Source organism: Algoriphagus locisalis, from assembly GCF_900116615.1.
GTDB classification, from domain to species: domain Bacteria; phylum Bacteroidota; class Bacteroidia; order Cytophagales; family Cyclobacteriaceae; genus Algoriphagus; species Algoriphagus locisalis.
Genome location: NZ_FPBF01000006.1, coordinates 16,290 through 40,964 on the forward strand (window position 1 = coordinate 16,290; position 24,675 = coordinate 40,964).

At 40.7% G+C, this 24,675-nt stretch carries 27 protein-coding genes; 14 read left to right on the forward strand and 13 right to left on the reverse strand.

The window, feature by feature from the left end:
* The first annotated feature begins 48 nt into the window (after window positions 1-48).
* The gene (locus BM386_RS16065; RefSeq protein WP_244545548.1) at window positions 49-738 is read left to right on the forward strand and encodes a peptidoglycan DD-metalloendopeptidase family protein; all 690 of its coding nucleotides are present in this window, start codon (window positions 49-51) and stop codon (window positions 736-738) included.
* Here BM386_RS16065 and BM386_RS16070 read toward each other — a convergent pair.
* Entirely contained in the window at window positions 735-1,505 is a 771-nt protein-coding gene (locus tag BM386_RS16070) for a type III pantothenate kinase (protein WP_091696178.1), read from the reverse strand. The two genes, BM386_RS16065 and BM386_RS16070, sit on opposite strands and share 4 nt — an antisense overlap.
* 62 nt (window positions 1,506-1,567) lie before the next feature.
* Between BM386_RS16070 and BM386_RS16075 the strand changes: the two genes are divergently transcribed.
* The 3 genes from BM386_RS16075 (at window position 1,568) to BM386_RS16085 (ending at window position 3,052) form a co-directional block, all read left to right on the forward strand.
* Entirely contained in the window at window positions 1,568-2,044 is a 477-nt protein-coding gene (locus BM386_RS16075) for a GNAT family N-acetyltransferase (protein ID WP_091696179.1), read from the forward strand.
* Window positions 2,045-2,122: 78 nt separating this feature from the next.
* Window positions 2,123-2,590 (forward strand): antitoxin Xre/MbcA/ParS toxin-binding domain-containing protein, encoded by a 468-nt coding sequence (locus tag BM386_RS16080; RefSeq protein WP_091696181.1) that lies wholly within the window; start codon window positions 2,123-2,125, stop codon window positions 2,588-2,590.
* A gap of 3 nt (window positions 2,591-2,593) precedes the next feature.
* A complete protein-coding gene (locus BM386_RS16085; RefSeq protein WP_091696183.1) occupies window positions 2,594-3,052 on the forward strand; it encodes an RES family NAD+ phosphorylase in 459 nt (152 codons plus the stop codon).
* Window positions 3,053-3,324: 272 nt separating this feature from the next.
* Here the strand turns inward: BM386_RS16085 and guaB are convergent, their stop codons facing one another.
* Both guaB and BM386_RS16095 read right to left on the reverse strand, forming a co-directional pair.
* Window positions 3,325-4,803 carry an IMP dehydrogenase gene (gene guaB, locus BM386_RS16090; RefSeq protein WP_091696185.1) on the reverse strand — a complete coding sequence of 493 codons (1,479 nt, stop codon included), beginning with the start codon at window positions 4,801-4,803 and terminating at the stop codon, window positions 3,325-3,327.
* 196 nt (window positions 4,804-4,999) lie between these two features.
* Window positions 5,000-6,187 (reverse strand): methyltransferase domain-containing protein, encoded by a 1,188-nt coding sequence (locus tag BM386_RS16095; protein WP_091696187.1) that lies wholly within the window; start codon window positions 6,185-6,187, stop codon window positions 5,000-5,002.
* 164 nt (window positions 6,188-6,351) lie between these two features.
* On the opposite strand from BM386_RS16095, the gene prmC reads away from it, so the two are divergent.
* Genes prmC through BM386_RS16120 form a run of 5 tightly spaced genes read left to right on the forward strand, consistent with a single transcriptional unit; the run spans window position 6,352 to window position 8,912 of the window.
* A complete protein-coding gene (gene prmC, locus BM386_RS16100; RefSeq protein WP_091696188.1) occupies window positions 6,352-7,185 on the forward strand; it encodes a peptide chain release factor N(5)-glutamine methyltransferase in 834 nt (277 codons plus the stop codon).
* Between the two features lie 51 nt (window positions 7,186-7,236).
* The gene (locus BM386_RS16105) at window positions 7,237-7,875 is read left to right on the forward strand and encodes a hypothetical protein (protein WP_091696190.1); all 639 of its coding nucleotides are present in this window, start codon (window positions 7,237-7,239) and stop codon (window positions 7,873-7,875) included.
* A gap of 23 nt (window positions 7,876-7,898) precedes the next feature.
* Window positions 7,899-8,240, forward strand: a complete 342-nt coding sequence (locus BM386_RS16110) for a helix-turn-helix domain-containing protein (protein ID WP_244545549.1) — start codon at window positions 7,899-7,901, stop codon at window positions 8,238-8,240.
* Window positions 8,241-8,244: 4 nt separating this feature from the next.
* Window positions 8,245-8,529: a class I tRNA ligase family protein gene (locus BM386_RS16115; RefSeq protein ID WP_091696194.1), complete on the forward strand. Its 285-nt coding sequence runs from the start codon at window positions 8,245-8,247 to the stop codon at window positions 8,527-8,529.
* Window positions 8,502-8,912 (forward strand): magnesium citrate secondary transporter, encoded by a 411-nt coding sequence (locus BM386_RS16120; protein ID WP_244545550.1) that lies wholly within the window; start codon window positions 8,502-8,504, stop codon window positions 8,910-8,912. The genes BM386_RS16115 and BM386_RS16120 overlap by 28 nt, the downstream gene beginning before the upstream one ends.
* Here BM386_RS16120 and BM386_RS16125 read toward each other — a convergent pair.
* Window positions 8,866-9,480, reverse strand: coding sequence for a thiamine pyrophosphokinase (locus BM386_RS16125; RefSeq protein WP_091696198.1), 615 nt, complete (start codon window positions 9,478-9,480; stop codon window positions 8,866-8,868). The two genes, BM386_RS16120 and BM386_RS16125, sit on opposite strands and share 47 nt — an antisense overlap.
* The gene (locus BM386_RS16130; protein ID WP_091696737.1) at window positions 9,480-10,469 is read right to left on the reverse strand and encodes a dipeptidase; all 990 of its coding nucleotides are present in this window, start codon (window positions 10,467-10,469) and stop codon (window positions 9,480-9,482) included. Before BM386_RS16130 ends, BM386_RS16125 begins: the two co-directional genes overlap by 1 nt.
* 120 nt (window positions 10,470-10,589) lie before the next feature.
* Here BM386_RS16130 and BM386_RS16135 point away from each other — a divergent pair, with 120 nt between their 5' ends.
* The 3 genes from BM386_RS16135 to BM386_RS16145 all read left to right on the forward strand — a co-directional run bounded on the left by BM386_RS16135 (window position 10,590) and on the right by BM386_RS16145 (window position 14,187).
* Window positions 10,590-11,102, forward strand: a complete 513-nt coding sequence (locus tag BM386_RS16135) for a 3-hydroxyanthranilate 3,4-dioxygenase (RefSeq protein ID WP_091696738.1) — start codon at window positions 10,590-10,592, stop codon at window positions 11,100-11,102.
* A 429-nt stretch (window positions 11,103-11,531) separates the two neighbouring features.
* Window positions 11,532-12,809, forward strand: a complete 1,278-nt coding sequence (gene kynU / locus BM386_RS16140) for a kynureninase (protein WP_211482920.1) — start codon at window positions 11,532-11,534, stop codon at window positions 12,807-12,809.
* Between the two features lie 25 nt (window positions 12,810-12,834).
* Entirely contained in the window at window positions 12,835-14,187 is a 1,353-nt protein-coding gene (locus BM386_RS16145; protein WP_091696741.1) for an FAD-dependent oxidoreductase, read from the forward strand.
* A 229-nt stretch (window positions 14,188-14,416) separates the two neighbouring features.
* Here the strand turns inward: BM386_RS16145 and BM386_RS16150 are convergent, their stop codons facing one another.
* The 3 genes from BM386_RS16150 to pheS all read right to left on the reverse strand — a co-directional run bounded on the left by BM386_RS16150 (window position 14,417) and on the right by pheS (window position 16,104).
* Window positions 14,417-14,743, reverse strand: a complete 327-nt coding sequence (locus tag BM386_RS16150) for a type II toxin-antitoxin system RelE family toxin (RefSeq protein ID WP_091696201.1) — start codon at window positions 14,741-14,743, stop codon at window positions 14,417-14,419.
* The gene (locus tag BM386_RS16155; protein ID WP_091696203.1) at window positions 14,733-14,951 is read right to left on the reverse strand and encodes a hypothetical protein; all 219 of its coding nucleotides are present in this window, start codon (window positions 14,949-14,951) and stop codon (window positions 14,733-14,735) included. Before BM386_RS16155 ends, BM386_RS16150 begins: the two co-directional genes overlap by 11 nt.
* 121 nt (window positions 14,952-15,072) lie before the next feature.
* Window positions 15,073-16,104, reverse strand: coding sequence for a phenylalanine--tRNA ligase subunit alpha (gene pheS / locus BM386_RS16160; RefSeq protein WP_091696205.1), 1,032 nt, complete (start codon window positions 16,102-16,104; stop codon window positions 15,073-15,075).
* 278 nt (window positions 16,105-16,382) lie between these two features.
* On the opposite strand from pheS, the gene BM386_RS16165 reads away from it, so the two are divergent.
* A complete protein-coding gene (locus tag BM386_RS16165; protein ID WP_091696742.1) occupies window positions 16,383-16,949 on the forward strand; it encodes a fasciclin domain-containing protein in 567 nt (188 codons plus the stop codon).
* 56 nt (window positions 16,950-17,005) lie between these two features.
* On the opposite strand, the gene BM386_RS16170 is transcribed toward BM386_RS16165, so the two are convergent.
* The 5 genes from BM386_RS16170 to ytxJ all read right to left on the reverse strand — a co-directional run bounded on the left by BM386_RS16170 (window position 17,006) and on the right by ytxJ (window position 23,187).
* On the reverse strand, window positions 17,006-18,085 hold the full coding sequence (locus BM386_RS16170) for a BF3164 family lipoprotein (RefSeq protein ID WP_091696207.1): 1,080 nt from the start codon (window positions 18,083-18,085) through the stop codon (window positions 17,006-17,008).
* Between the two features lie 124 nt (window positions 18,086-18,209).
* Complete coding sequence (locus tag BM386_RS16175; protein ID WP_091696209.1) at window positions 18,210-18,431, reverse strand: hypothetical protein; 222 nt, start codon at window positions 18,429-18,431, stop codon at window positions 18,210-18,212.
* A gap of 212 nt (window positions 18,432-18,643) precedes the next feature.
* Window positions 18,644-19,720 carry a BF3164 family lipoprotein gene (locus BM386_RS16180; protein WP_091696210.1) on the reverse strand — a complete coding sequence of 359 codons (1,077 nt, stop codon included), beginning with the start codon at window positions 19,718-19,720 and terminating at the stop codon, window positions 18,644-18,646.
* 149 nt (window positions 19,721-19,869) lie between these two features.
* Window positions 19,870-22,725 (reverse strand): TonB-dependent receptor, encoded by a 2,856-nt coding sequence (locus BM386_RS16185; RefSeq protein ID WP_091696212.1) that lies wholly within the window; start codon window positions 22,723-22,725, stop codon window positions 19,870-19,872.
* Between the two features lie 126 nt (window positions 22,726-22,851).
* Complete coding sequence (gene ytxJ, locus BM386_RS16190) at window positions 22,852-23,187, reverse strand: bacillithiol system redox-active protein YtxJ (RefSeq protein ID WP_091696743.1); 336 nt, start codon at window positions 23,185-23,187, stop codon at window positions 22,852-22,854.
* Between the two features lie 71 nt (window positions 23,188-23,258).
* Between ytxJ and BM386_RS16195 the strand changes: the two genes are divergently transcribed.
* On the forward strand, window positions 23,259-24,659 hold the full coding sequence (locus BM386_RS16195) for a DUF4403 family protein (RefSeq protein ID WP_091696214.1): 1,401 nt from the start codon (window positions 23,259-23,261) through the stop codon (window positions 24,657-24,659).
* The last annotated feature ends 16 nt before the right edge of the window (window positions 24,660-24,675 follow it).

Here is a 24,675-nt window from a genome sequence, read left to right on the forward strand (position 1 = left end):
AAGAGAAAAGAGATTTAGAGTTTGGAGAAATAGTTAATCCAGATTGAGATGATTATCTATCTTCACAGCATGAATTGGAATGCGCTGGACTTTTTCCCAGTCATGGGAGAAAAGCTGACTTTAGAAAATGCGGTTAAATTGGATTTTAGTCCGTCGAATCCAGATTTGGATAGCTTGGACTTATCAAATACTCCTGCATTTGATGACTATGTAACTCAGCAAATCAAGAACTCATCAAGTATCTACGGAATAGGTGGTTATCTGGAACACCGAGCTATTTATCGTAGAAGTACTGTTTTCGCTACTTCGGAAACTGATTTCCGAAATATCCATCTTGGTGTAGATATATGGACAGATGCCGGAGTAGCAATCTATTCGCCTTTGGAAGGAAAAATCCACAGTTTGCAGAATAATGCAGGCTTCGGAAACTACGGAGCTACCATCATTTTGGAGCATGACATTTTTGGGAAAAAGCTTTATTCGCTTTATGGGCATCTTTTTCTATCGGATCTCGATGGAAAAGAAATTGGACAAAAAATAAATGCAGGGGAAATCATCGCTCATGTAGGCTCTTTTCCAGAAAATGGTGACTGGCCTCCACACCTTCATTTTCAGCTGATGTGGGATTTGATGGGAAACGTGGGTGATTTTCCTGGGGTTTGTTCCAAACGTGATGTTGAGAAATACCAATTGATTTGTCCAGATCCAAATTTGATTATGCGAAGCGAAGTTCTCTAAGAATTCGCCTGAGTAATCAATCGCAATCCTTCCAAAGTCAGATTTCTATCGATATCCTCAAAAACTTCCGCAAGTGGTGTCAAGACCGAAGAAAGTCCACCCGTAGCAATAACCTGAAACTTTTGCTGAGTTTCATTTTCTATTGCATCCAGCATTCCTTTTACCAAACCCGTGTATCCATATAAAATTCCAGCTTGGATGGCATGAATAGTGTCTTGGCCGAGGGCAGATTCCGGCATTTTCAATTCCACCTCCGGGAGTTTGGATGTATTTTGAAAAAGGGAATTTAGGGCAGTTTTTAAGCCTGGAACGATATTTACACCTATAATTTCTCCTTCTGCATCCACCACCGTAAAGGTGAGGGCTGTTCCAAAATCCACTACAATTAACGCTTGTTGGTACTTGGAGTGAGCTGCCATCGCATTACACATCAGATCTGTCCCGATTTCATTGGGACGAAGGGTTTTGATTGGAAGCTTTTGAAAACTAGCAGGTGAAATAAGGTATGGAAGCGTGCCGAAGAAATTCTCGCAGAATTGAAGAATTTGATCATTTACCTCTGGAACTACAGAGCTAAAACCGATCTGCTTAATAGCTGAAGGACTGATCCCATGCTCCAAAAAGTATAAAGGTGCTTTTTTGTGAAGTTGAGCAGCGAATTTGGCAGCATGTGTCTCTATCCGAAAGTGATTTTTCCAGGTAGCATTCACTTCATCATACAACGCAAAAACCACATTTGAATTCCCCGCATCTATCGCTAAAAACATTGTTTCTCGGATTTGATTAAATTAGCCTTTCCCAAAATTAATCGGAAAATTAAACTTTAAACATGTATAGGCTAAGAGAAGGAAAAATCGAGGATTTGCCTCGTGTATTGGAATTGATAAATGAGCTGGCGCTTTACGAAAAAGCTCCCGAACAAGTGACGAATACCGTTGCGATGATGGAAGCCGATGGGTTTGGAGAAAATCCAGTTTTCGGAATGTTTGTTTGCGAAAAGGAAGAATCGGCTGATATCGTAGGCATTGCGATTTACTACTATCGCTATAGTACCTGGAAGGGTAAAAGAATTTATCTGGAAGACTTGGTAGTCACTCAATCTGAGCGTGGAAACGGTGCAGGAAAATTACTTTTTGATCGCATCATGAAAAAAGGACTGGAAGAAAACTGCACAGGAATGATGTGGCAAGTGCTAGATTGGAATGAACCTGCAATCAATTTCTATAGAAAATATGGAGCTACGCTGGAAGCTGGCTGGTTGAATGCCCACTTGCAGGATTATGAAATCAAACAAATTCTTGATTAGAAAATATTGCAAATGCAATAAATAGATATTGCATTTGCAATTTAAGTTTGTAACTTAGTGTGGGTTAATTGAATAGCTATGACACACACTTGGAAAATATCGTTTGGAGAGGCTGGAGCTGAGTCCATTCGTACAGGCAATGATTCCTATTATTTTTTTCAGGAGACTGTTTCGATGGTAAGTGAGCCAGCCGCAGTTTATGATCTTGCGGTTTCTTTTCACGATACTGGTGAGATATTTGACTTTCTGGATTTCACACAGCAAGACGTCTCGGAGATGTTAGAGGTGGATCCTAGTACCTTATCTCGCTGGCGCAAAGAAGACCGAAAGCTCACCAAGATGCTCACCAAGAGCATTTTAGATATGGATCAGGTGATCGCTAAGGGCATTCAGATATTTGGGTCGGAGGAGTTACTCTCCCAATGGCTGCATGCCGAGAATATCTCGTTAGGAGCTCAAAAGCCTTCCGTCCTTATGAAAAACCCTTATGGGATTGCCCGTGTGGATGGGGCGATGGAGGCAATGTCTTGGGGTGCTATTTTGTAGGAGGTGAGATATTTTCGATTAATTGAAAATCTAGCCGGGAGAAACGCATTAGGGTATGGACTTGGTGCAGGTAGGTGGAATGAATACGGCACTCCTTTGATCTACGGGTGCAGTGTTTCCTCTCTGAATTTCCTCGAGCTTCTTAGCATCAAAGGTGCAGTAACGACTCAAAGTAAGTGGAAGTTGGTAATGCTGGAGATTCAACCTCCCATACCCGAATTAGATGCTACACTTTTACCTGCTGATTGGAGAAACAGACCTCATCCTCGCTCAACTCAGGAGTTTGGAACAGCTTGGGCAAAAAGGATGATTTCCCCGCTTCTAAGAATCCCATCCTGCAGAATTCCTCTTAGCAGCTATCCAAGCGAGCATAATGTGTTGATCAATCCTCTGCATGCAGATTTTCACAGCGCTGTAAAAGTAGTTGAAGAATGGGATGTGAGTTTTGAAGTGAATGGTTGAAATTGAAAGATTACAAAATTGAAAGATTGAAAAATATGATTTTCCGCAATGATGCCAGTTACTTTAAATCCTTCGCTAACCTGGTTGGAAGACCGATGACCGAAGACCGAAGTGGCCTCAATTCTAAAGTTTAACAATTCTATATTACTCTAGCCTACCGATTGGCAGAAAAGCGGGTATTCTATTGAAAAATTAAAAACCATTAAAAAGAACAAGGCCGAGAAATTCTCGGCCTTGTCCTTTTTATGTATGCTTCTTAACCCATGTTAAGTTTACCCTTTCAAGCTATAGTTAGGAGCTTCTCTGGTCACAGACACATCATGTGGATGTGATTCTTTTACTCCGGCAGCAGTGATTTTGACGAATTTTCCGTTTTTCTGCAAGTCCTCAATAGTCTGAGTACCACAGTATCCCATTCCCGCTTGTAGTCCACCTACCAATTGGTAAAGAACTTCTGAAACTAAGCCTTTGAAAGGAACTCTACCTACGATTCCTTCTGGAACCAGCTTTTTAATATTGTCTTCAGCATCTTGGAAGTAACGGTCTTTGGAACCCGACTCCATTGCTTCAAGTGAACCCATCCCTCTATAAGACTTAAATTTTCTGCCCTGGAAAATGATCATTTCTCCCGGAGCTTCCTCTGTTCCTGCTAGCAAAGAGCCAATCATAATGGAACTTCCGCCAGCTGCGATAGCTTTTACCAAATCTCCTGAATAACGAATACCCCCATCAGCGATCACTGGTACTCCGCGACCTTTCAATGCTTCCGAGCATTCAAACACAGCAGATAATTGAGGAACACCTACACCAGCAATGATTCGAGTAGTACAGATAGAACCTGGACCAACGCCTACTTTGACTGCATCTGCACCCGCGTCTGCCAATGCAATAGCTGCCTCTGGAGTTGCAATATTTCCTACGATTACTTCCAGTCCAGGGAAAGCATCTTTGATTTTTCTACACGTTTCGATTACTCCTTTAGAGTGGCCATGAGCAGTATCGATAGAAACCACATCAACTCCTGCATTTTTCAATGCCTCTACTCTCTCCACAATATCTGCAGTCACACCCACTGCTGCTCCCACACGTAGTCTTCCAAACTCATCTTTACAAGCATTTGGCTTATCTTTTCTTTTCAGAATATCCTTGTAGGTAATCAAGCCAGTTAGCTTGTACTCGTCATCTACTATGGGAAGTTTCTCGATTTTGTATTCCTGAAGAATCTCTTCAGCCTGCTCTAGTGATACACCAGACTTCGCAGTGATGAGATTGTCAATCGTCATTATTTCCACAATTGGACGATTCTGATCTTTGATAAAACGAAGATCCCGATTGGTAATGATCCCTTTCAAAACCTTATTTTCATCCACGACTGGAATTCCTCCAATATGATATTCACGCATGATCGTCTCCGCATCACGTACCTTGGAGTCGATATGAAGTGTAATTGGATCCAGGATCATACCTGCTTGAGAACGCTTTACTTTGCGTACCTGCGCAGCTTGCTGCTCGATAGACATGTTCTTGTGAACAAATCCAAGTCCACCTTCTAGCGCTATGGCAATAGCCAATTCCGCCTCAGTTACCGTGTCCATAGCAGCGGAAACCAAAGGAATGTTTAACCTGATTTTCTTGGTGAGTTGGGTGGAGGTATTCGTGTCGCGTGGAAGGACTTCTGAATAACCTGGAACAAGAAGCACATCGTCGTAGGTGAGTGCTTCGTAAAGGAACTTGTCGGAGTTTCTATTCATGGCAAATACTGGTGTGGAGGTAACCCTATTTGCCCGTCAAAGTTACACACAAAATTCAATGCCAAACTAATCCCCTCCAAAATAAATTTGGAAAAGCGTTCTATTTCTTGTTAAAACCAAATTTGAGGGCTGAGAGAAAATAACTTGAAATTGAATTTTGTGCTTCTGTTGAGTTCTTTTTTCAAGAAGAGTAAGTCTACTTCTTCTGAAGTCTCGCAATATAGAATCCATCAAATCCACTCTCCTGAGCGAGAACTTTCTGATCTTCGATTAAAGAAAAGTCCTTTCCTGCTTCACTTTCTAAGAATTTGGCGATTTGATCCTGATTTTCAGAGGGTAGAATACTACAGGTAGCATAGACCATTTGTCCACCTGGTTTCACCATGGAAGGATAACTTTGAAGAATCTCCTGCTGCGTTTGACGTACCTTTTCGATGGATTCTTCACTCAGTTTCCACTTGGTATCAGGATTTCTTCGAAGTACGCCAAGTCCCGAGCAAGGAACGTCTAATAGTAATCTATCAGCGGTCTCTTTCATTCTTTTGATTGTCTTAGAGCCTTCGATCACTTTACGCTCTATGATAGAAACTCCATCTCTACGCGCTCTAAGCTTAGTTTGCTGAAGTTTCCATTCTTCCACATCCATGGAAAGAACTTTTCCTTTGTTTTGCATCAACGCCGCGATATGAAGGGATTTTCCACCTGCACCCGCACACGCATCGATTACCCGCATGCCAGGTTCTACAGCTAAGGCCGCGGCTACTAACTGAGAAGATGCATCCTGCACTTCAAACATTCCTTCTTTGAAAGCTGCATTTCTGAAGACATTGGTACGTTCATCGAGAATCAAAGCATCTGGATATCCCTTAATAATATGCGTATGAATATTATCCTCTGCCAGTCTGTTTTTCAGGCGTTCGCGGGTAGTTTTTAGCGTATTTACACGCAACACAACTTGTGCTTCCTGATTCAAGCTGTGGATTTCCGCTTCCCATTTATCTCCCAATTCTTTCTTTCCCAGATCAAAAAGCCAATCAGGAACTGACTCCAACTTGGCCGGATCATCCAATTTCTCGTACTTTTCTTTAAGCTTGTCAGGATTGATTTTTGCAAATTCCTCCCACGGTGGAAGTGTATGACCCTGCATCAACCAATAGGTTCCAAAAAGATCATATGGCTCCTTGCTTGGGCTCAAATAATTAATCAAACGCCACCAGCGTACCATTTCATAGGTAGTCTCAGCAATGAAAGATCGGTCACGCGCACCCCATTTCGGGTTGGATTTCAGTGTCCTTTCGATGACTTTATCTGCGTATTGACCTTCTTCAAAAATGGCTGCAAGTGCGGTATGAACTCCGCGGATGGTATTGTTATGTAGCTTCATGGGAAATAAATTCTGCACAAAGGTAGTTTTTCTTTCTGAGTCTGTCAGAATGAGATTTTTAAATGGCTTGAAAACTGTGTTTTGAGAATGTGATCTTAGATTCTAAAATAGAATTTTTGGTTTTGATACCTTTACATTTTAAATTTTCCAAAACCCATCATCACATGTCCATCTATCAAGAGCTTATTTATTCTTGGGCTGCAAGGCTACCTATCTACGAAAAGCAGGAGGCCGAATCACTCGTAAGCTGGTTGTTGGAACACCATGTTGGATGGAGAAGAACTCAGATTCTAGATGAAGCGAATGAATCGACCTTTCCAGCTAAGCTCTTTGAGGACTTTGCACGGTTGAAAACCGGCGAGCCTATTCAGTATATAATGGGAAAAGGGCCTTTTTATGGAAGAGACTTTTTGGTCAGTCCAGCTACCTTGATTCCAAGAAATGAAACCGAGGAGCTGGTTCATATGATTATTAAAGAAAATCCAAATGCTGGATTAAAGGTATTGGATATTGGCACTGGCACGGGTTGCATTCCTATATCCCTGGCATTGGAGATGAAAGCTCCTGAAGTTTTTGCTGTTGACATCTCTCAAGAAGCATTGAAAATTGCTATTCAAAACGCGGAAGCTCTGGGAGCAAAAGTGACTTTCTCCTCCTGTGATATTCTAACACAGACCCCAGTCGTATCGGAACTGGATATTTTGGTAAGTAACCCTCCCTACATTCCGGAGCGGGAGAAATCTGATATGCATCGCAATGTGCTGGATTTTGAGCCTGGATTGGCTCTGTTTGTGAGCAATGATGATCCGCTGATTTTTTACAGGACTATCGCTGAAAAAGGAAAATATCTACTCAAGCCAGGAGGAAAATTGTATTTTGAAATCAATGAAAAGTACGGTAATGAAGTAGGAAAAATGATGCAAAGCCTTGGGTATTCAGATGTTCAGGTTTTGAAGGATTTAAATGGGAAGGATAGGATTGCAACTGCGAGACGTTAGATTTGAGTTTCAAGACACTAGACTTAAGTAGCAAGTAGTTAGATTGTAGTTATGATAAATAAAATTCAAAATACTGAAAGGCATCAGTACCATTGTGCTTCAATTTTGAAAAAAACTGTGCTCATCCTTTTCATTTTGAGTCTTACAACTTTTGGATGGGCTTGTACCTGCAATACAATTGCTAAAAAAGTTGCTAAAAAAATCACAAAGAATGCTGACTATGTATTATTGGGAACAGCTGTTGAAAATGTTCATCATAGTGATTCTATAGAAGCTGTTTGGGATAGCGAAAAAGTTGGAATAAATGTAAAATTCAAGGTAGAGAAGGTTTACAAGGGTAGCTTACAAACTGAATTCGTTTATATTAATCAGTTTGAAACAGACAATTGCACCCAATCCTTCAGGTTTGGAGAAAAGTATATCATAGTTGGTACGCTAATAGAAAAATTTGAAAATCTTCGCCCTTTTAGTGAAGCGATTTATAAAAAAGACGAAATTTTTGAAACTGTTGTTTCTCCACCCCCGCCACCAATAGGAGGATTATCAATACGTAAAATGAAATGTTACAATATTGAAATGGAACTTGTAGACTATTGGAATAAAATTGCGGAAAATGAAATCGTAGTATATACAAACCAATGTTCCTCATTCCATGCAGAAAGTACTTACGGAAAATACTTTAGCAAATGATCAAGGTAATCCATAATGATGCATTGTATCAAATCTATCTATCTAGGATAGATGAGCTTTTTGATGCTGAGAAAGGTTCTCCGGAAGGAGATGAGTTAGAATTGCTTTTGACTTTGGTTAGGCTATATGAACAAGAAAATTTTTCATTTCCTTCTTTAGATCCAATCGAAGCAATAAAAAATAGGATGTCAGACCTGAATCTAAAGAACAAAGATTTGGAGCCTATAATGGGTGATGCAGGGAATATTTCAAAGATTTTAAATGGAAAAAGAAGTCTGACCGTCGATATGATTCGCGGATTAAGTGAAAAGCTTGGTTTGCCACTTGAAGTTTTAGTTGGTAAATTACCCAAAGAATTAGCATAGCCTTATGAGCCAGAAAAAATGCCCCAATTGCGGAGAATGGTCAACTTGGACAAATAACTACGAGGATCGCTGCGAGCATTGTGGGGAGCTTCTATCTCCTGTAGAACTGGAGCGAAAGGCAAAATTCACGCAGGAAAAAGACCGCCAAGAAAAAGACTGGATGTTTTACATCAATCCGGAGGATTCGGGGATTAAAAAGTTCTTTAAGAAATCCGGCAACCTCTTTTACACCGTGTTCATGGCCATCATGACCTTTATCATGTGGCTTATAGCAGCATTACCGGGGTGATAGATCTATTCAAAAACCCAATTTTCATTTTTGCTTCTATCGCATTCTGGGTAAATCAATACCTGGAGAAATCTCTGGGAATTTTTATTCCTTTCTATCATGCTTATGGAGATGACTTGATGGCTATGCCTGTAGTTTTTGGTCTTTGCCTGCAAGTGATGCGATGGATGCATCCAGCGGGAAGTCAATTGATTGTTAGCAGAAAACAGATCATTATCGGGCTGGCATATTTTTCCGTTGTTTTTGAAATAGCCTTGCCGCTGAACTCACGGACTTATACTGCTGACCCGCTTGATGTGCTTTGCTATGGATTGGGAACCTTAGTTTTTCTAAAGTTTATGAATAAACCTGCTCCCCAATCCAAAAAATCCCAGGTGCTTTAATTGTTGTTATGCCTTCTGGAACTTCCAGCATGGTTGCGTAAGTAATAGGCAAAATCAATTCTCCATTTTCATTTTGAACCTGCACCGGTATGCCTTCCTTACCATGAATATGGATGCTACTTTCTGCAAACCACTTTTTGAATTCACCTGATTTGACAGGATAATATTTCCACTCTCCATCCAAAATGGTGAGATTTAAAAGTTCAAGTTTTTCCTGTAGCTCAAGTGCTTTCAGATGCGAAATACCTACCAAATGAACTGCTTTGTGTTGGGTAGAAACCAGATAATCCAACCCAGCTTGTAAATAATTTTCATCTATTGAAGTGATGAATTTCACTGGAAATTGCTCTTCCAGCAAGTTTTGATTTGCTGCTTGAAATGCTTCTGAAGCTAAAATCACATCAATTTTAATTCCCCAGCTTAACACTTGATCCAGTACATTTTCACTCACAAGTACCGTTGGGACCCATTCCAGCAAAGGGGAAACCTGATCAAATCTAATCTGATCCACTTCCAAAATTAGCACTGCAGGCTCCTGTTTATCTTTGACGAAATGATGTGAGGACATTATAACTTCATTTTTCTATAGAATTCTAGCGCATTTCTATAGGCCAAGCCCTCCAGATCTTCCGGGCTCAATTTATCTTCCAGGCTTTTGAGAAGAGATGGGTATTTGCCGGCGTTCTCCACCAATGGAAAATAAAATGGAAATCGATCCGGATCATTAAAATCCTTGGTATAAAAATAATCTGCTCCGAAGCAGATAGATTTTTCACCACCGATCTGAAAACCATGGAAAAGATGATCAAATAAGCGCTCCGGCACTTCTGGATCCAGAAAAGCTCTAAGGAAATTCACTCCTATAATGCCTCCACGATGTATGATTTCTTTGGCAAATTCATCGGTAATATTCCTTGGATGATTCCAGATTTCCCGGAAGTTTGAGTGACTGGCAATTACTGGAATACCCAGTCGGTTTGTATCAATATGATTTAAAATCCCTTCTGCAAGCAAATCTGAGGTGTGCGAAAGATCAATTGGAATGCTTTTGCCCGCCATGTAATCCAACAGCTTTTTCCCGTCATCTTTCAGCCCTATTCCTTCAGTGTAATTTCCGCCTCCAAAGCGATTTTCTGTATGATGTGTGAGACTGATATAAGCAAGGGATTTCACCTTTTCCAGAATAAAATCAAACTGGCTGTATATCTCATCCCAACTCGCATCTTCATTACCAAAACCTGCTGCATTTTCGACTGAAGCTTTTATCCCAACACAGTTTTGCTTGTCCCAGTTTTGAAGAAAACCTGCGTCTGCATATGTTAAATCACTGTCGTACTTCTCCAACAATTCGGAGAAAATCAGCGCTTGGCGCTTGGCTAAATTCATGCTTTCTGGCTTTACATCAGTGTAAATAGCCAAAATCTGCATCCGCACATTTCCATCCTGCAACCAAGGAACAGCGCAAGCAATTTGATCTTTTGCGTATGGGTTCGCTCCTGGAATTCTTGCCAAATAAGACAACAAATCACAGTGTGTATCGATTATAGGGAAGCTCATCATTTTTTGGGGTTAGGGCAAAGTAAACCAAAAAAGCGTATGTTTTTTAATACTTTTAGGGAGGATTACAGAAGAAGTGATCCTGGAACGGATTTCAATTTTATCAGAAAAATAAGCGATATGGCCTTAGCTCAACCTTTCAACTTCAAAAAATGGATAGACGACAACAGACACCTACTTAAGCCGCCTATTGGTAATCAGCAAGTTTACAAAGGCAATGATGATTTCATCGTGATGGTAGTTGGCGGGCCAAATTCCCGGAAAGACTATCACTCCAATGAAGGCGAGGAGTTTTTCTATCAGATGGAAGGCGATATAGTTTTAAAGGTCATTGAAGACGGAAAGCCAAAAGATATTCATATCCGTGAAGGGGAAATATTCCTGCTTCCAGCAAAAGTGCCACATTCTCCCCGTCGCCCTGCCAATACTGTTGGTTTGGTGATCGAGCGATATAGAAGAGCTGGAGAGGTAGATGGATTTATCTGGCATTGTGAAAATTGTGGAGAAAAGCTTTACGAGGAGTTTTTCGAAGTAACCGACATTGTCAGCCAGCTGCCTCCGGTGCAGGATAGATTCTGGGGCAATCTTGAGAATCACACCTGCAAAAATTGTGGAACAGTGATGGAGAAATGAAAAAATGACCGATGTTGGATGACCGATGCTGCGTAATGGATGCTTTTGTCTTTAAAGTGTAGACAATGAGTCTTACTTAATAACTGAGATTATACGGTTTTCACCAGTTATCAAATTCATCAGCATAATATTTGAATTTCACCATTTAAGCCACATATTATTCTACGACGAGCTCCGAAGGAGCAAAACTATTCATAACCCTGTACGAAGTGCAGGGTCATAGAATCGATCTCATTCCGAGCCCTGAAAGGGCGAAACTAAAAAGTAGCACCCCTACGGGGCTTCTTAACCAAGTTTTTCCTTTTCCCCCGGCTATGCCGAGTGTCATGAATCGTATCAATCCTTCGGATCTTAATCGCCATATCCTATTTGATTACTTTCATGGTTTCGCGAACGTATAAAGAATTTATATACCCAAATATTTCAAAAATGAACTACCAATATTCAGCCGAATTTGCTCGGGAGATGGACGAGAAGGATGCTCTTTCACACTTTCGGGATCGCTTTCTTTTCCCGAAAGTAAATGGAAAAGATGCAATATATCTCTGTGGAAATTCGCTGGGTTTACAGCCCAAATCAGCCAAAGATTACATCGCAAAGGAATTGACTAATTGGGCGGAAATGGGCGTGGATGGGCATTTTCATGGAGAAGATGCCTGGTTTTTTGCAAAGCAAAAATCAAAGCCTGCCCTAGCAGAAATAGTCGGAGCTCATGAACATGAAGTGGTGGCGATGAATAATCTCTCCGTGAATCTTCATCTCCTGATGGTGTCATTTTATCAGCCGACTAAGGAGCGATATAAAATCATTGTTGAAGCGGGTGCATTTCCCTCAGACCAATACATGCTGGAGACTCAGGTGAAGTTTCATGGACTGGACCCTGAAGAAGCGATCATCGAACTAAAGCCCAGAGATGGTGAGCACACACTTCGCACAGAAGATATTTTAGCAGAAATAAGAAAGCAGGGCGATTCGCTGGCGATGGTGAATATGGCAGGATTGCAATATTATACCGGGCAGGTTTTTGACATGAAAGCCATCACGACTGTAGCCCATGAAGTTGGGGCTTATGCCGGATTTGACTTAGCACATGCTGCTGGAAATGCTCCTCTCAGTCTTCATGATTGGGATGTGGATTTTGCGACTTGGTGCAGCTATAAATACCTGAATTCTGGCCCAGGGAATGTGTCTGGGGTATTCATCCATGAGCGATTTGCAGAGCGACCTGACCTGAACAGATTTGCTGGCTGGTGGGGACATGATCAGGATCTGCGTTTTAAGATGGAGAAGGGTTTTATCCCTATGCATGGCGCAGATGGCTGGCAGCTTTCCAATTCGGATATTATTGGTTTAGCCGTTCATCAGGCATCACTGGATATTTTTCAGGAAGCAGGATTTGCAAACTTGAGAAGAAAATCTGAACAGCTGACAGCATATTTAACCTATTTAATCGAAGAAATCAGCGGAAATTCAGGGGTTTTGGAAATTATTACTCCTAAAAATCCTGCGGAAAGAGGCTGTCAGTTATCTTTGCTCATTCATCGCGGAGGCAAGGCTGTATTCGATGAATGGTATAAATACGGAGTAGTAGGCGACTGGCGAAACCCAAATGTGATCCGTCTGGCACCTACACCGCTCTATAACAGCTTCCTAGACGTGTTCCGATTTGCACAGATTTTGGAACAATCTCTGAAGAAATTCGCTTAAAGGAAGCGTGGATAAAATAATCCAAATGGAAAAGAATCAAGTTACCGTGTTAGGAGCCGGATTAATCGGATCCCTTATGGCTATATACCTGAAGCGTCAGGGCTTAGAAGTAGAAGTGTTTGACAAAAGGCCTGACAAGCGCAAATCCACTTTCGAGGAAGGTAAGCGATCGATCAACATGGCACTGAGCCACCGCGGATGGAAGGCGCTTGAAGAAGTTGGGTTGAAAGATAAAGTGATGCCTTTGGCCATTCCTATGTATGGCCGCAAGGTTCACGATGAGCATGGCGGGACTACTTTTATTTCCTACGGAAAAGAGAACCAAGCAATTTATTCCCTTTCTCGAGGAAAATTCAACCAGCTTTTGGTAGAAGAAGGTGAGAAGCTTGGGGCTAACTATAACTTCGAGCACAAATGTCTGGAAGTAAATTTCAGTGAGCAGGAAATTACTTTTCAAACTCCATCCGGAGAGCAAAAGGTTAAGGCGCCTGTACTATTTGGATCAGATGGAGCTTATTCTTCGCTAAGATTAGCAATGCAAAAGCAAATCCGCTTCAACTATAAACAGGAATATATCACTCACGAATACAAGGAATTAACCATCCCGGCAACCGCTGATGGGGAATTTGCCATGGATCCAAATGCCTTGCATATCTGGCCAAGAGGCAAGTTTATGCTGATAGCCCTTCCAAATCCTGATAAGACATTTACCTGCACCTTGTTTTTGCCACACAGCGGATCAAAGGTTTGCTTTGACAAAATCAATGATGAGCATGATGTGGAGATCCTATTCTCCAATTATTTTGACGATGCGTATCAGTTGATGCCAGATCTGATGACGGAGTACTTTGCAAACCCAACTTCGGCGCTGATCAATGTGGAATGCTTCCCATGGGTTCAAGGAACGAGTTTGCTGATGGGAGATGCCAGCCATGCCATGGTCCCGTTTTATGGTCAAGGGATGAATTGCGGCTTTGAAGATTGCTCCATTTTGAATGGTTTGATCGATAAGTACGGGACAAACTCTTGGGATTTGGTCTTCGAAAAATTCCAGAAAAAGCGCAAAGTAGATACGGATGCGATCTGCCAGTTGGCGATGGAGAATTTCGAGGAAATGAGAGATTCTGTTTCCGATCCGAAGTTTGTGCTCCGCAAGAAAATTGAAGCGAAGCTCTACGAATTGTATCCAAATGACTGGATACCCTTGTATTCCATGGTGACTTTCTCAGATATGCGATATTCTGAGGCCTATGCTCAAGGAAAGCTGCAGGAATCAATAATGGATAAAGTCATGGCTGATCCGCTGATTACAGAAAACTGGAATAAACTCGACTACGAGGATATCATTTATAAAATGGAAACAGCTAAAGCGGTCTAACTTTTTTTAACCGCGGACCCAGCTGAGTCCCGATAGCCATCGGGATCGCAGAAAAGGCATAGAGAAAAAACAGGTTCAGGTCGGTAGATTTGGACCTGTTTTTTTGAAACTACAATGAACAAAGTCCACGCAAATAAGCTGATAAATATAATGGAGGGGCAATAATCTAACTCATTTCAAATTGTACAGCTTCTGGAGAATTAGGACAACCAAAGCAAAAAATCTTTACCTACTTGAGCTTTGTAATCAACTCACGCAACTCTTCCATTGAAATCGAACTTTTCTCAGATTTGGAATAAAGGGCTATTAAAAAACCCTCCTCGCGAATAATTTTCACCAATGAAATTACTCTCGCTCCCCCTGACTTTCCTTTTCCTGTAGAACCAATTGAAAGTCGGATTTTATATAGATTATTTCCAAGAGAAGTACCCTGAGTTGGATCTGTTTCAAGAGACTCTATCAGATGCTGCAGGTCGGATTTAATTGAAGGATATTTCTTAAAAAGTCGTTTTGTATCCTTTTGAAAAGTGTTAGTGACTAATACTTTATAGCTCATCTAAAAACGCTTTAGCATTTTTAAGGGTTGAGGTACCTGCTTCGTAATCCTTCACTTCTTGTAAACCTGATGCTATGTTTTTAAGGATCTCTTCTTTATCTGGTTCGTCCATATTTTCCTCAGACTTGATTTGAATAAAATCCAGACTTTTGATAAAGTTCAAAAAAGCAGAAGCCTTATTATCTTTTATTTCTAATGTGATTTTCATAGTTACAAATTGATTTTCAGCTGCACATCTGCTTCAAGAGCTATGGTACGTAAAGGCTTACCAAGTTAAGTTAGAATAATTTCTACTACGAAAATACTCCAGATAAGGGTTCAACTACAGTTCACTGCACCAAAGTCCTAAACTGCCTCAGGAATCGCACATCATTCTCAGTGAATAATCTTAAATCCTTGATCTGATATTTCAGCATGGCTATTCGCTCTATGCCCATACCGAAGGCAAAGCCAGTATATTTTTTAGAATCAATACCACAGTTTTCCAAGACATTAGGATCTACCATTCCGGATCCTCCGATCTCCACCCAGCCACTGCCTTTGCAGACATTACAGCCTTTACCTCCACAGATCAGACAGGTGATGTCGATCTCTGCACTTGGCTCAGTAAATGGGAAATAAGATGGTCTGAACCGGACCTTGGTTTCTTTACCAAACATCTCTTTGGCGAAGTGATATAAGGTATTTTTCAGATCAGCGAAGCCAACATTCTCATCCACATACAATCCTTCCACTTGATGGAAAATACAGTGTGCACGGGCTGAAATGGCTTCATTTCTATAAACTCTTCCTGGAGAAAGCGTACGAATCGGTGGTTTCTGATTTTCCATCACACGCACCTGCACTGATGAAGTGTGCGTTCTCAGTGCGATATCAGGATTTTTCTCGATAAAGAAAGTGTCCTGCATCTCACGGGCTGGGTGATTTTCAGGGAAATTCAAGGCAGTGAAATTATGCCAATCATCTTCAATCTCCGGACCTTCGGAAAGGTTGAAACCAATGCGCTCGAAAATATCAATGATACGCTGCCGGGTAGCAGTCAGAGGGTGAATTCCTCCCAGACTTTGATTGGAAGGAGGTAAAGTCAAATCGATATCAGCTGATTTTGACTTCTTATTCGCTTGATTGACTTTTTCAATCAACTCTTGGAATTTCTCCTCAGCAAGTTGCTTCACACCATTGACCAACTGACCGTAAGCCTTTTTCTCCTCATTTGGGATTTTTGCCATATCAGCAAAAAGTGCTCCTACCACAGATTTTTTGGAGATATACTTCATTCTGTAGGATTCCAGCTCTTCTGGATTGTTTGCGTCAGCGGCTGAAATAGCAGCTTTGATTGATTCGATTTTCTCCTGATACATTGGACTCTATTTATTCGAGGAACAAAGCTACCATTTTTGGGGTCTTTTGGAAAGTTTGTAGAGTGACTTTAGGTTTTGAAAAGCTAGAAGAACAGAAAATAGAGTTATATCTATTGATCAAAGGGACTGAAGTTAAATGAACGGATGAGGTTCTCATGATCTCGTAAATCAAATAACGTAACTCGTAAATTTTTTAAATTATGTAAATCCAGAGACTGATGATCTCCCGTATCTCCTCCCAAATAAGAAACCAAAAAAATCATCAAACTAACAAGATCATGAAAATTCAAAATTTCTTCAAAATGGCTTTTGCAGCCTTTATTTTTCTTTCTGCAAACCTAGCTTTTGCACAAATGGAAAAAACAAAAATGGTGGGTGGAGCAGAAATGTATCCTTCTAAAAATATCGTGGAAAACGCAGTGAATTCCAACGACCACACCACGTTGGTAGCAGCAGTAAAAGCAGCCGGTTTGGTAGAGACTCTTCAGGGAGCTGGACCATTCACCGTATTTGCACCTGATAATATGGCTTTCGAAAAACTACCTAAAGGAACGGTAGAGACACTTTTGAAGCCAGAAAACAAAGGGCAATTGCAAGCGGTTCTTACTTACCACGTAGTAGCGGGTAAAATGGGATCCAAAGAAATCGCTGCTGCGATCAAAAAAGGAGATGGTAAAGCTGTACTCACTACCGTTCAAGGCGGAAAACTGACTGCTTGGATGAAAGGTAAAGACCTATATATCACTGACGAAAACGGCGGTGAATCAAAAGTGACTATTGCAGATGTATGGCAATCCAATGGGGTGATCCATTCTGTAGATACAGTGGTTCTTCCTAAGATGTAATTGTTGCTTGTTACCCAATTGCTAAGCCGGCTCGTGATAGAGTCGGCTTTTTTTGTTTATAAAAGCACTGCTGGAATTTTAAAAACCGCTATCCCGGGATCTTCATCTGTGGTGAGTCCGTAGATTTTGCCAAGGGATTCGTCTACAGCAATTCCCCGAATTGATTTGTCAAGTTCAATTTTTGCTACCATTTCACCTTCATGAGTAAGGACATATACTGTTTCAGAATCTTTGCCTGTTAATTGTATTTCCTGTTGACTTTGGCCGCTATAAAGGGCATAAATAAGATTTTCACCAACTGCAACATCTTTATATCCATATTTTTGATCCATTGGAATTACCAACGTTGTATTTGTCCCAGATCCTGAAATAGTTGCAGGCGGAAGTTCCAATCGAGGTCCATCTATATTAATAAATGATTTGGTTTCATAATTAAAGATCTCTATCCTATCACGATACAAACTGGCTGTTACAAAAACTTTTTTCGAAGAATTGGATTTCAGCTTTCCTTTATTGTAAGTACTTAAAAGAAAATTGTCCATTTCTGGTCGCTCTGGGATTTGCTTCCATTCTCCGTAGCCTGCAATACGTTTTCCATCAAAATCAAACTCGGTCAGTTTATTTGGGCTATCTGCCATCAAGCCTATAAATGTGCCATTATTGGTCAGATATACTGTATAAGCTAAGATCATATTTTCAGGTTGTCGGAATTCTCGAATGGCTAATCTTGATGTGTCGTATAGATTAAATTGAGACATTTTTTTACTCATTACCGCATTAATCCAAAAAGTAGAGTCAGATAGTCCTGGGTCAAAAATATCGGAATCTGAGATTTGACCTGGCCCTTCCCCAATGATTCCTTTGGAGGAATAAAGTGAAAGTGGGTTTTTTCTGATAATATGAATTAAGGGTTTCTCCGAAGAAATCCTATAGCTCTCCTGAATAATTAAAAATTCGCCTTTTTGGTCAATCTTTCTTGGGTTAAGTACTTCAGGGAAATAAACTTTTTCTCCTTTAAGATGAAATATTGGTTTACCGTTACTTTCAAAATCGAAAATAGTAGAAGGTTCTTTGTTGCTACAACCTGAAAAGCTAAGAATGAGGCTAAAAATTAGATATAAATGGGTTCTTTTCATCCGAATAAGTTAAAAAGCAATTGGAAAATAGGATTGAAATGTGGTTTGCTTTTTTTATGAATTAACCAAGATCCGCGTTTAAAATAGAGGCTATCTCTTAACCTGAAATAGCCCACTATAGGAATCAATCTACTGATGCATCCTTAGTGCATGAAGTAGCCGTTCTGGTTTCATCTTCAGGCCAGGGATCTCCCAATCTATCCACACAACCTTCTCCAGAAGGGCAACAAATGTGGTTTCCTGGTAATTCTCCAGCTCCTTGAGCATTAGATTCTGCACTGTTGAACATAAAGGCAATCCCCAAACAGAAAAGCCCTCCGACAAGTAATTTTTTAATCTTTCCCATGATTACGAATATTTAGTGGTTAATAATTAAAGTAAGTTGGTCGAAATCTAAAGTAATCTCTACTTAAATTATAAGAGTCGGGGAGAGGGGGGGGATAAACGGTAAAAATATAGTTTGAGTGATTTTCGAAGAAGAATTCTTTTTTTGAGGCTAATGAAATACTATTCATCCTACCTAAATCCTTTATCAATAGGCATTTTCCTGAATGATACCTATTTGTCCAAAAGGCCATCTGGAATTTTAAAAACCGCTATCCCGGGATCTTCATCTGTGGTGAGTCCGTAGATTTCATTGGTCTGTTCGTTAATGCCTAATTCTATTATTGATCTGTCCAAAATAAACCTCCACATAGGATTCCCTTTCAGATCAAATACCCGGATTTCTTTAGCGGTTAGGCCAGAATCAGTATAGTCTAAATAAGAATAACCTGAATAGAGCGCAAAAATATAGTGTTCTGATACAGCAATTCCGCTATATTTTGAAGGCACATCAGGTTCAATACTAAGCATTCTACCGAATTTACTCTCCTGATACTCAAATTCAGGTAGCTTAAGATCAGGCCCAATGATTGAGAAGAAGTTTTTCGTTTTATAGTTGAATACTTCTAGTAGGTCCCTAAAAATACTGGCTCTGACATATATTCCATTTTGAATATTCCCGTTAAATCGTCCATTGTTTAGAAGACTAACCTGAAGCTTCGTTAAATCTGGTCTTTCTTCAAGTAGTTCAATTTCTCCATAAGAAGCAATTAGGTTGCCCTCAGAGTCAAACTCAAGTATTTTATTTTCATTCTCCCTTGCTACCCCCAAGTAATTTCCATTTGGAATTAAAACTAGTCTCATGGGTCCATAATTTATATCTGTGATTTTCCGATCAGTGCTGGCCAAAAGAGTAGAGTCATTAAATGAAAAAGTTGAGATCTTTCTGTTGTTGTAGTCATATACCCAAAAACTATCTGGGTCTTGCGTAGGTATAACATCGGGAATAAAGGTCTCTAAGGGACCTTTTCCATACCTTCCTTTGGGTTTGTCATAAGTCCAATCACGGGTATTTATGATATGAATTCGAGGTTGTTCATCAGGAACATTGTGATATTCGCTTATCAGTATCTTATCACCTTGAAGGACCATACTTGAAGCATTGATTACTTCTTCGAAAAAGTGCTTTTCAGAACTAAGCTGTATCTCTTCAAAATCATCAATCTCTATTGATATTGTAGATTTATTCTCTGATTCTGATGTACAAGATAGAAGGAAGGAAAGTAAAGAAAGTAGGTATAGGTACCTCATAGTAAATACAAAATAGTTTTTTTACTAATATGTAGTTAATTTACTAAAACTTAGTAGTTAAACAGAATAAAAAACCGACTGAATTTCTCCAGCCGGTTTGAGGATCATTAGATAACGTAAATCCTAAATCAAAATTCGTAATTAAACTCTTACCAAGTTCTTCCACCTCTAGGAGGGCCTCCTCTCCAAGGCATCTGCCCACCGTCATTTTCCGGCTGCTTGAAATTACCGAGGATATAGGTGAATGTCAGTAAGCCATAGCGGGTCAGCACATTGGTGTAAACATCGGACACGGACACATCTGAGATAGTACGGGAGATGCTGTTGTTCTGGTTAAGCAAATCGAAGATGACCACTTTCAGCTCAGCCTTGTTGTTTTTGGCAAATCTGTAGCCTGCTTCCATATTCCACAGCCAAACAGACTGATCAAATCCTTCCGAAAGTCCTCGGTACAGGCTATTGTTGATCGTATTTCCCATGAATAACTTTCCCCCGTTAGGTGAGTAATACAAGCGAAGATTTGATTCTTGGACGTAGTAATTGTTTTCCAAACTTTCCTGCAAGCTTGAGTTTACAATGGTATAGGTACCCGTAGTACTGATCGTGAAATCAAAATCCTTGCTGATGTTAGAAGTAAAAGTTATTCCTTGACCCAAGTTGATATTGTCGTTGATGTTTTTCTCACCGTTGATTAGGCCTGGAGATCTGTTGAATCCAATACGTGTATTCAAATTCATATTGGTTTTGATTCCTTTGATTGGAGTTCCATAGCTCATAAAAACCGTACTATTCATAGCTCCATCCAAATTGACCGGCATAGAGATTTGCCCCCCAGGTCGCAGTAGAATCTCGTTATTAATGAGGGTATCCTGTGACACGATGTAGGTACTGTTTCCAATATTGTTTTTAGTAGCGGAAAGATTCATAAAAATGAAGAAACTTGTGTTTTTCTCCATATTGAACTTGCCGATATTGGCAAAGATGCTGTTCTGAAAGCTCTGGGCCAGATTAGGATTACCTACGCTAAGGTTCAGTGGGTTTTGGTTGTTCACCACATTCTGAAGCTGGCTGACAGAGGGCTCATCAGTGCCGGTTCTATACCTGATACGGAAGTTCATGCCCGTTTCTCTATTTCTGTAACTGACACTTGCACTAGGAAGTAGGTTATTGAAGTCACGGACGAAAACACCTTCTGTAGGGAAAAATGCTTCATTGTCCAGTTTGGCATATTGATAATCCAAGTTTGCGCTCAAATTCCATCCTGCACTATTGTAAGCATAGCCAGTGCGTAGTCTTTGCGTGATGAATTTGTTGTTAAACTCATTACTCAAGGCGGTATCCAATACCGGTATATTTTCAGCATTCAAGACTCGGGTTTTCTGGTCTGAATCAGTTTTATTATTGCCGATTTGATAGCCTAAAGTAGCTATGGACTTTTCGCCCAATGGCTCAGTCAAGGTAGCATTCACTCTATAATTGAAACCCTTAGAGAGCAGATAGGTCTCTTGCAGCGTAGTATCTAATTGATCTCTGCCGTAGTCAATACTTGCCGCAGAAAGCTCCGAGTCTTGATCTCTGTTGCTCCAAGAGGTATTGAGGTCAGTAGAGAATGTTCTTCCTTTTTTATCAAACTTATAGCGGTATGTGATGTTGTTGCCAATATTGTACGAATTGTTTGACGCATTTGTGATCGAACGAAGAGAAGAAAGTGAATCAGTATCGTTTGCCAAAGTCAAGGCATCTCTATCACTGAATGTATTGCTGCTCTGGAAGGAGATATTTGGAGTAATAATCAAGGAGTTTTTCTCATTGAGATCTGCCTCGATTCTCGCATTTGCCCTGTGATTGAAGTTCTCTACAGAATTAATCAGGTTTTCCTGATAGTTCTGAGTAGTCGTCTCATTGATTACAGTCTGGCGATTGGTGATTTGCCTTAAGGTATTCTGGGTATTGTTGAAGAAATAGCTTCCGGAAAAATTAACTTTAGTACCCCACTTATCGCTATAGTTTAGGCCCATCGCATTGGTGGTGATGGTACCGATGTCATTTCCTCCATAGAAGTTATTTCCTCCTCCGCCAAAGCCACCACGACCTCGACCTCCTCCTCCTGAATTGGCATTTACCCCTGCTAGATCATCACTGGAGAAGTTCTGCTGGTTGATGTTGTTAAATAATCCCAAGATTGAAACTCTTCTATCGCCGTTGAAAAGATTCAAACTTCCGCCCGCATTGTATCGCTCGTCCGTACCATATCCAGCATATCCTCTACCAAACTGTCCATTTTTCCGGTCTTCTCTCAGAATGATATTGATTGTCTTAGTATAAGTACCGTCGTCAAAACCAGTCAAGCGGCTTTGATCAGATCTTTGATCCAATACCTCTACTCGATCAATTGCATCTGCAGGAAGATTTCTCAAGGCAATGTTTGGATCAGAACCGAAAAATTCACGACCATCAACCAAGATTTTCTGTACGCTTTCCCCTTGAGCTTGTACCTGGCCGTTTTGGATCGTGACACCTGGCAGCTTACCGATCAGGTCCTCTGCCATTCCGTTTTCTTTGGTCTTAAATGCGCTGGCATTGAAGGAAGTCGTGTCCCCGCGCATTTCACCCAATGGGTTTTGCCCTTCTATCACTACCTCACCTAGGACCTGGGCATCTTCCACAAGGGTCAAAACCCCTAAATCTACCGGTTCTCTTCCTGTATGCACCTTAGATATGGTTTCATATCCAATAAACTTGATCTCGATTTTCACAGAAGGGATTCTAGGCCTTGCGATTTCAAACTGACCCTTTGCATCAGTTACCGTACCCGCCAAAAGTGAATCGGCAACGGTTTTAATCAGGACATTTGCTCCTGCCATCGGAGTTTTAGTGGCACCATCCATGACGGTACCCGTAAATTTTCTTTCCGGACGATCTTCGCCCGTAGGGCGTTGTCCGTAGGCTGAATAGCTCATTAAAAGACTAAAAATCAGAACTATAACCGGGTAGTGTTTTTTCATAATTATGCGAATTTCTAACTCTTTGACCGATAAGCAATATCAAAGGTTTATTCGCCCACTTGATAAAAATAAGAATGGGTTATCAAGCGGATAAATGGTATAAAAACCGTTTAAAAATCAGAAGAACTAAATTTTTCCCATCAAGTCAGCATAAGAGATTCCAAAGTGGCTATTATCATAAATGGCTTCTCCATTTTTTATCAGCAACACTTGCGGGGACTCATGAGGCACACCAAACTCCCTTGCCACCAAATCAGATAAATCACGTCGGGCAATCAAATCCAAGAAATACGGAGTCAACTTCTCGTTGTCTATATCCGTCCATTTGCGAGTTAGGCGATCCAAAGACATACTACTGATCGAGCATCTGGTACTATGCTTGAAAATCAATACGGGTTTTTCTGCGCTTAACGCCTTGATTTCTTGTATTTGACCAGCTTCAGTGAGTTTATTCCAATTCATTTTCTCGATTTTATATTTTTGGGGCAATAGTTGTAGAAGAAAGACTACCCATCGAAAACCAAACTTCATTTATGAAAATACAGTTCCTTAGGCGATTTACAAACTTACCACTGGCTGTAGTTTTTATTTGCCTTATTTCTTTTGGCTGCAAAAGTATAAATCCCGCTGCCAACCCGCCTTCATCACCTCCACCACCTGCTACTGCTGGAGTCAATGTCCCTCTGAAGATTCCTAAAGAAACATTAAATAGGCTGCTAAATGGGCAGATTCCTACCGTATTGCTTCAGGAGAAAGGGTTGGATATGGGAAGTGGAGTTACTGGTGATTTGAAATTACAACGAAAAGGAACGATTACTTGGACGGCTCTGGATAGCCAGCGAATTCAATTAACCGTGCCTATAAATATCTTGGGTGAAGTAGGTTTAAAGCCCAAAGGATTGGGAAGTTTATTTCAATCCAAATTGCCATTAGACGAGGACTTTTCCCCTGTTTTCGTAATTGATCCAGTGATTAATTCCAATTGGGGAATTGGTGCCGAAAGTTTCGAGCTGGTAGATTTGGGTGGAAATTTAGGCGTAGATGTATTGGGAATGCAGGTTGACCTGAGTGGTTTGTTGAGCAAAGAGCTAAGAAAATGGGGAAATGAAAATCTAACTGGCGGTAAAGAAATAGCCAGTTTAAAGACGCTAGTAGATCTTGCCTGGGCTCAGGTCGGAAAGCCTATCTCCATTGATTGGGTAGGTGGAAACACCGCATTTTCCATTCAGCCTGAGCAGATAAAACTCACGGAGTATTTTGACGAGGATCAGAACTATAACCTCTTGCTAGGTATGAATGGCAAGGTAAATTCCCACCCTGCTGATGCTGCTCCTTTAAGTGCTTTTCCATTACCGGGAATTAGCCCAAATGAAAATTCCAATAATGAGCTTGACCTCTTGTTTCCTTTGGCTGTGAGCTATACCCGACTTGACGAACTATTAAAGCAAAATTTGGAAGGGAAGGCATTTCGCGTGGATAAAAAAACAACCCTGATTCCTTCCGATATCAAAACCAGAGCATTTGGAGATTTATTGGGGATCCATATGGATTTTGATGCCGAGCAAACCAACGGAAAAACACTGAGTGGGACGCTGTTTATCGTGGGTAAACCAGAATATGATGCAGCTTCCCAAAGCCTGATTTTTGAAGATGTCAATTTCAAAATGGAAAGTGGAAGCTTTGGAGCACAGACGGGAGTAGGGCTGAAAAAGCGAAAAATTATTCGAAGTATTGAGCGCAAAGCCGTTTTTCCAATTGGAGAAATGCTTACGGAAAGCTTGGGAAATATCACCGACCGTCTTGGTCTAACAACGCCCATTATGGATTTGAAAGTCGCTGATCTTAGTGTTACACCTTCAGGCTTTTACCCTATGGGAAAAGAACTGGTCATACATATGAAAGCTAGCGGCAAAATCGATGTGAATTGGAAATGAAAAAAGCCGTCTCTAG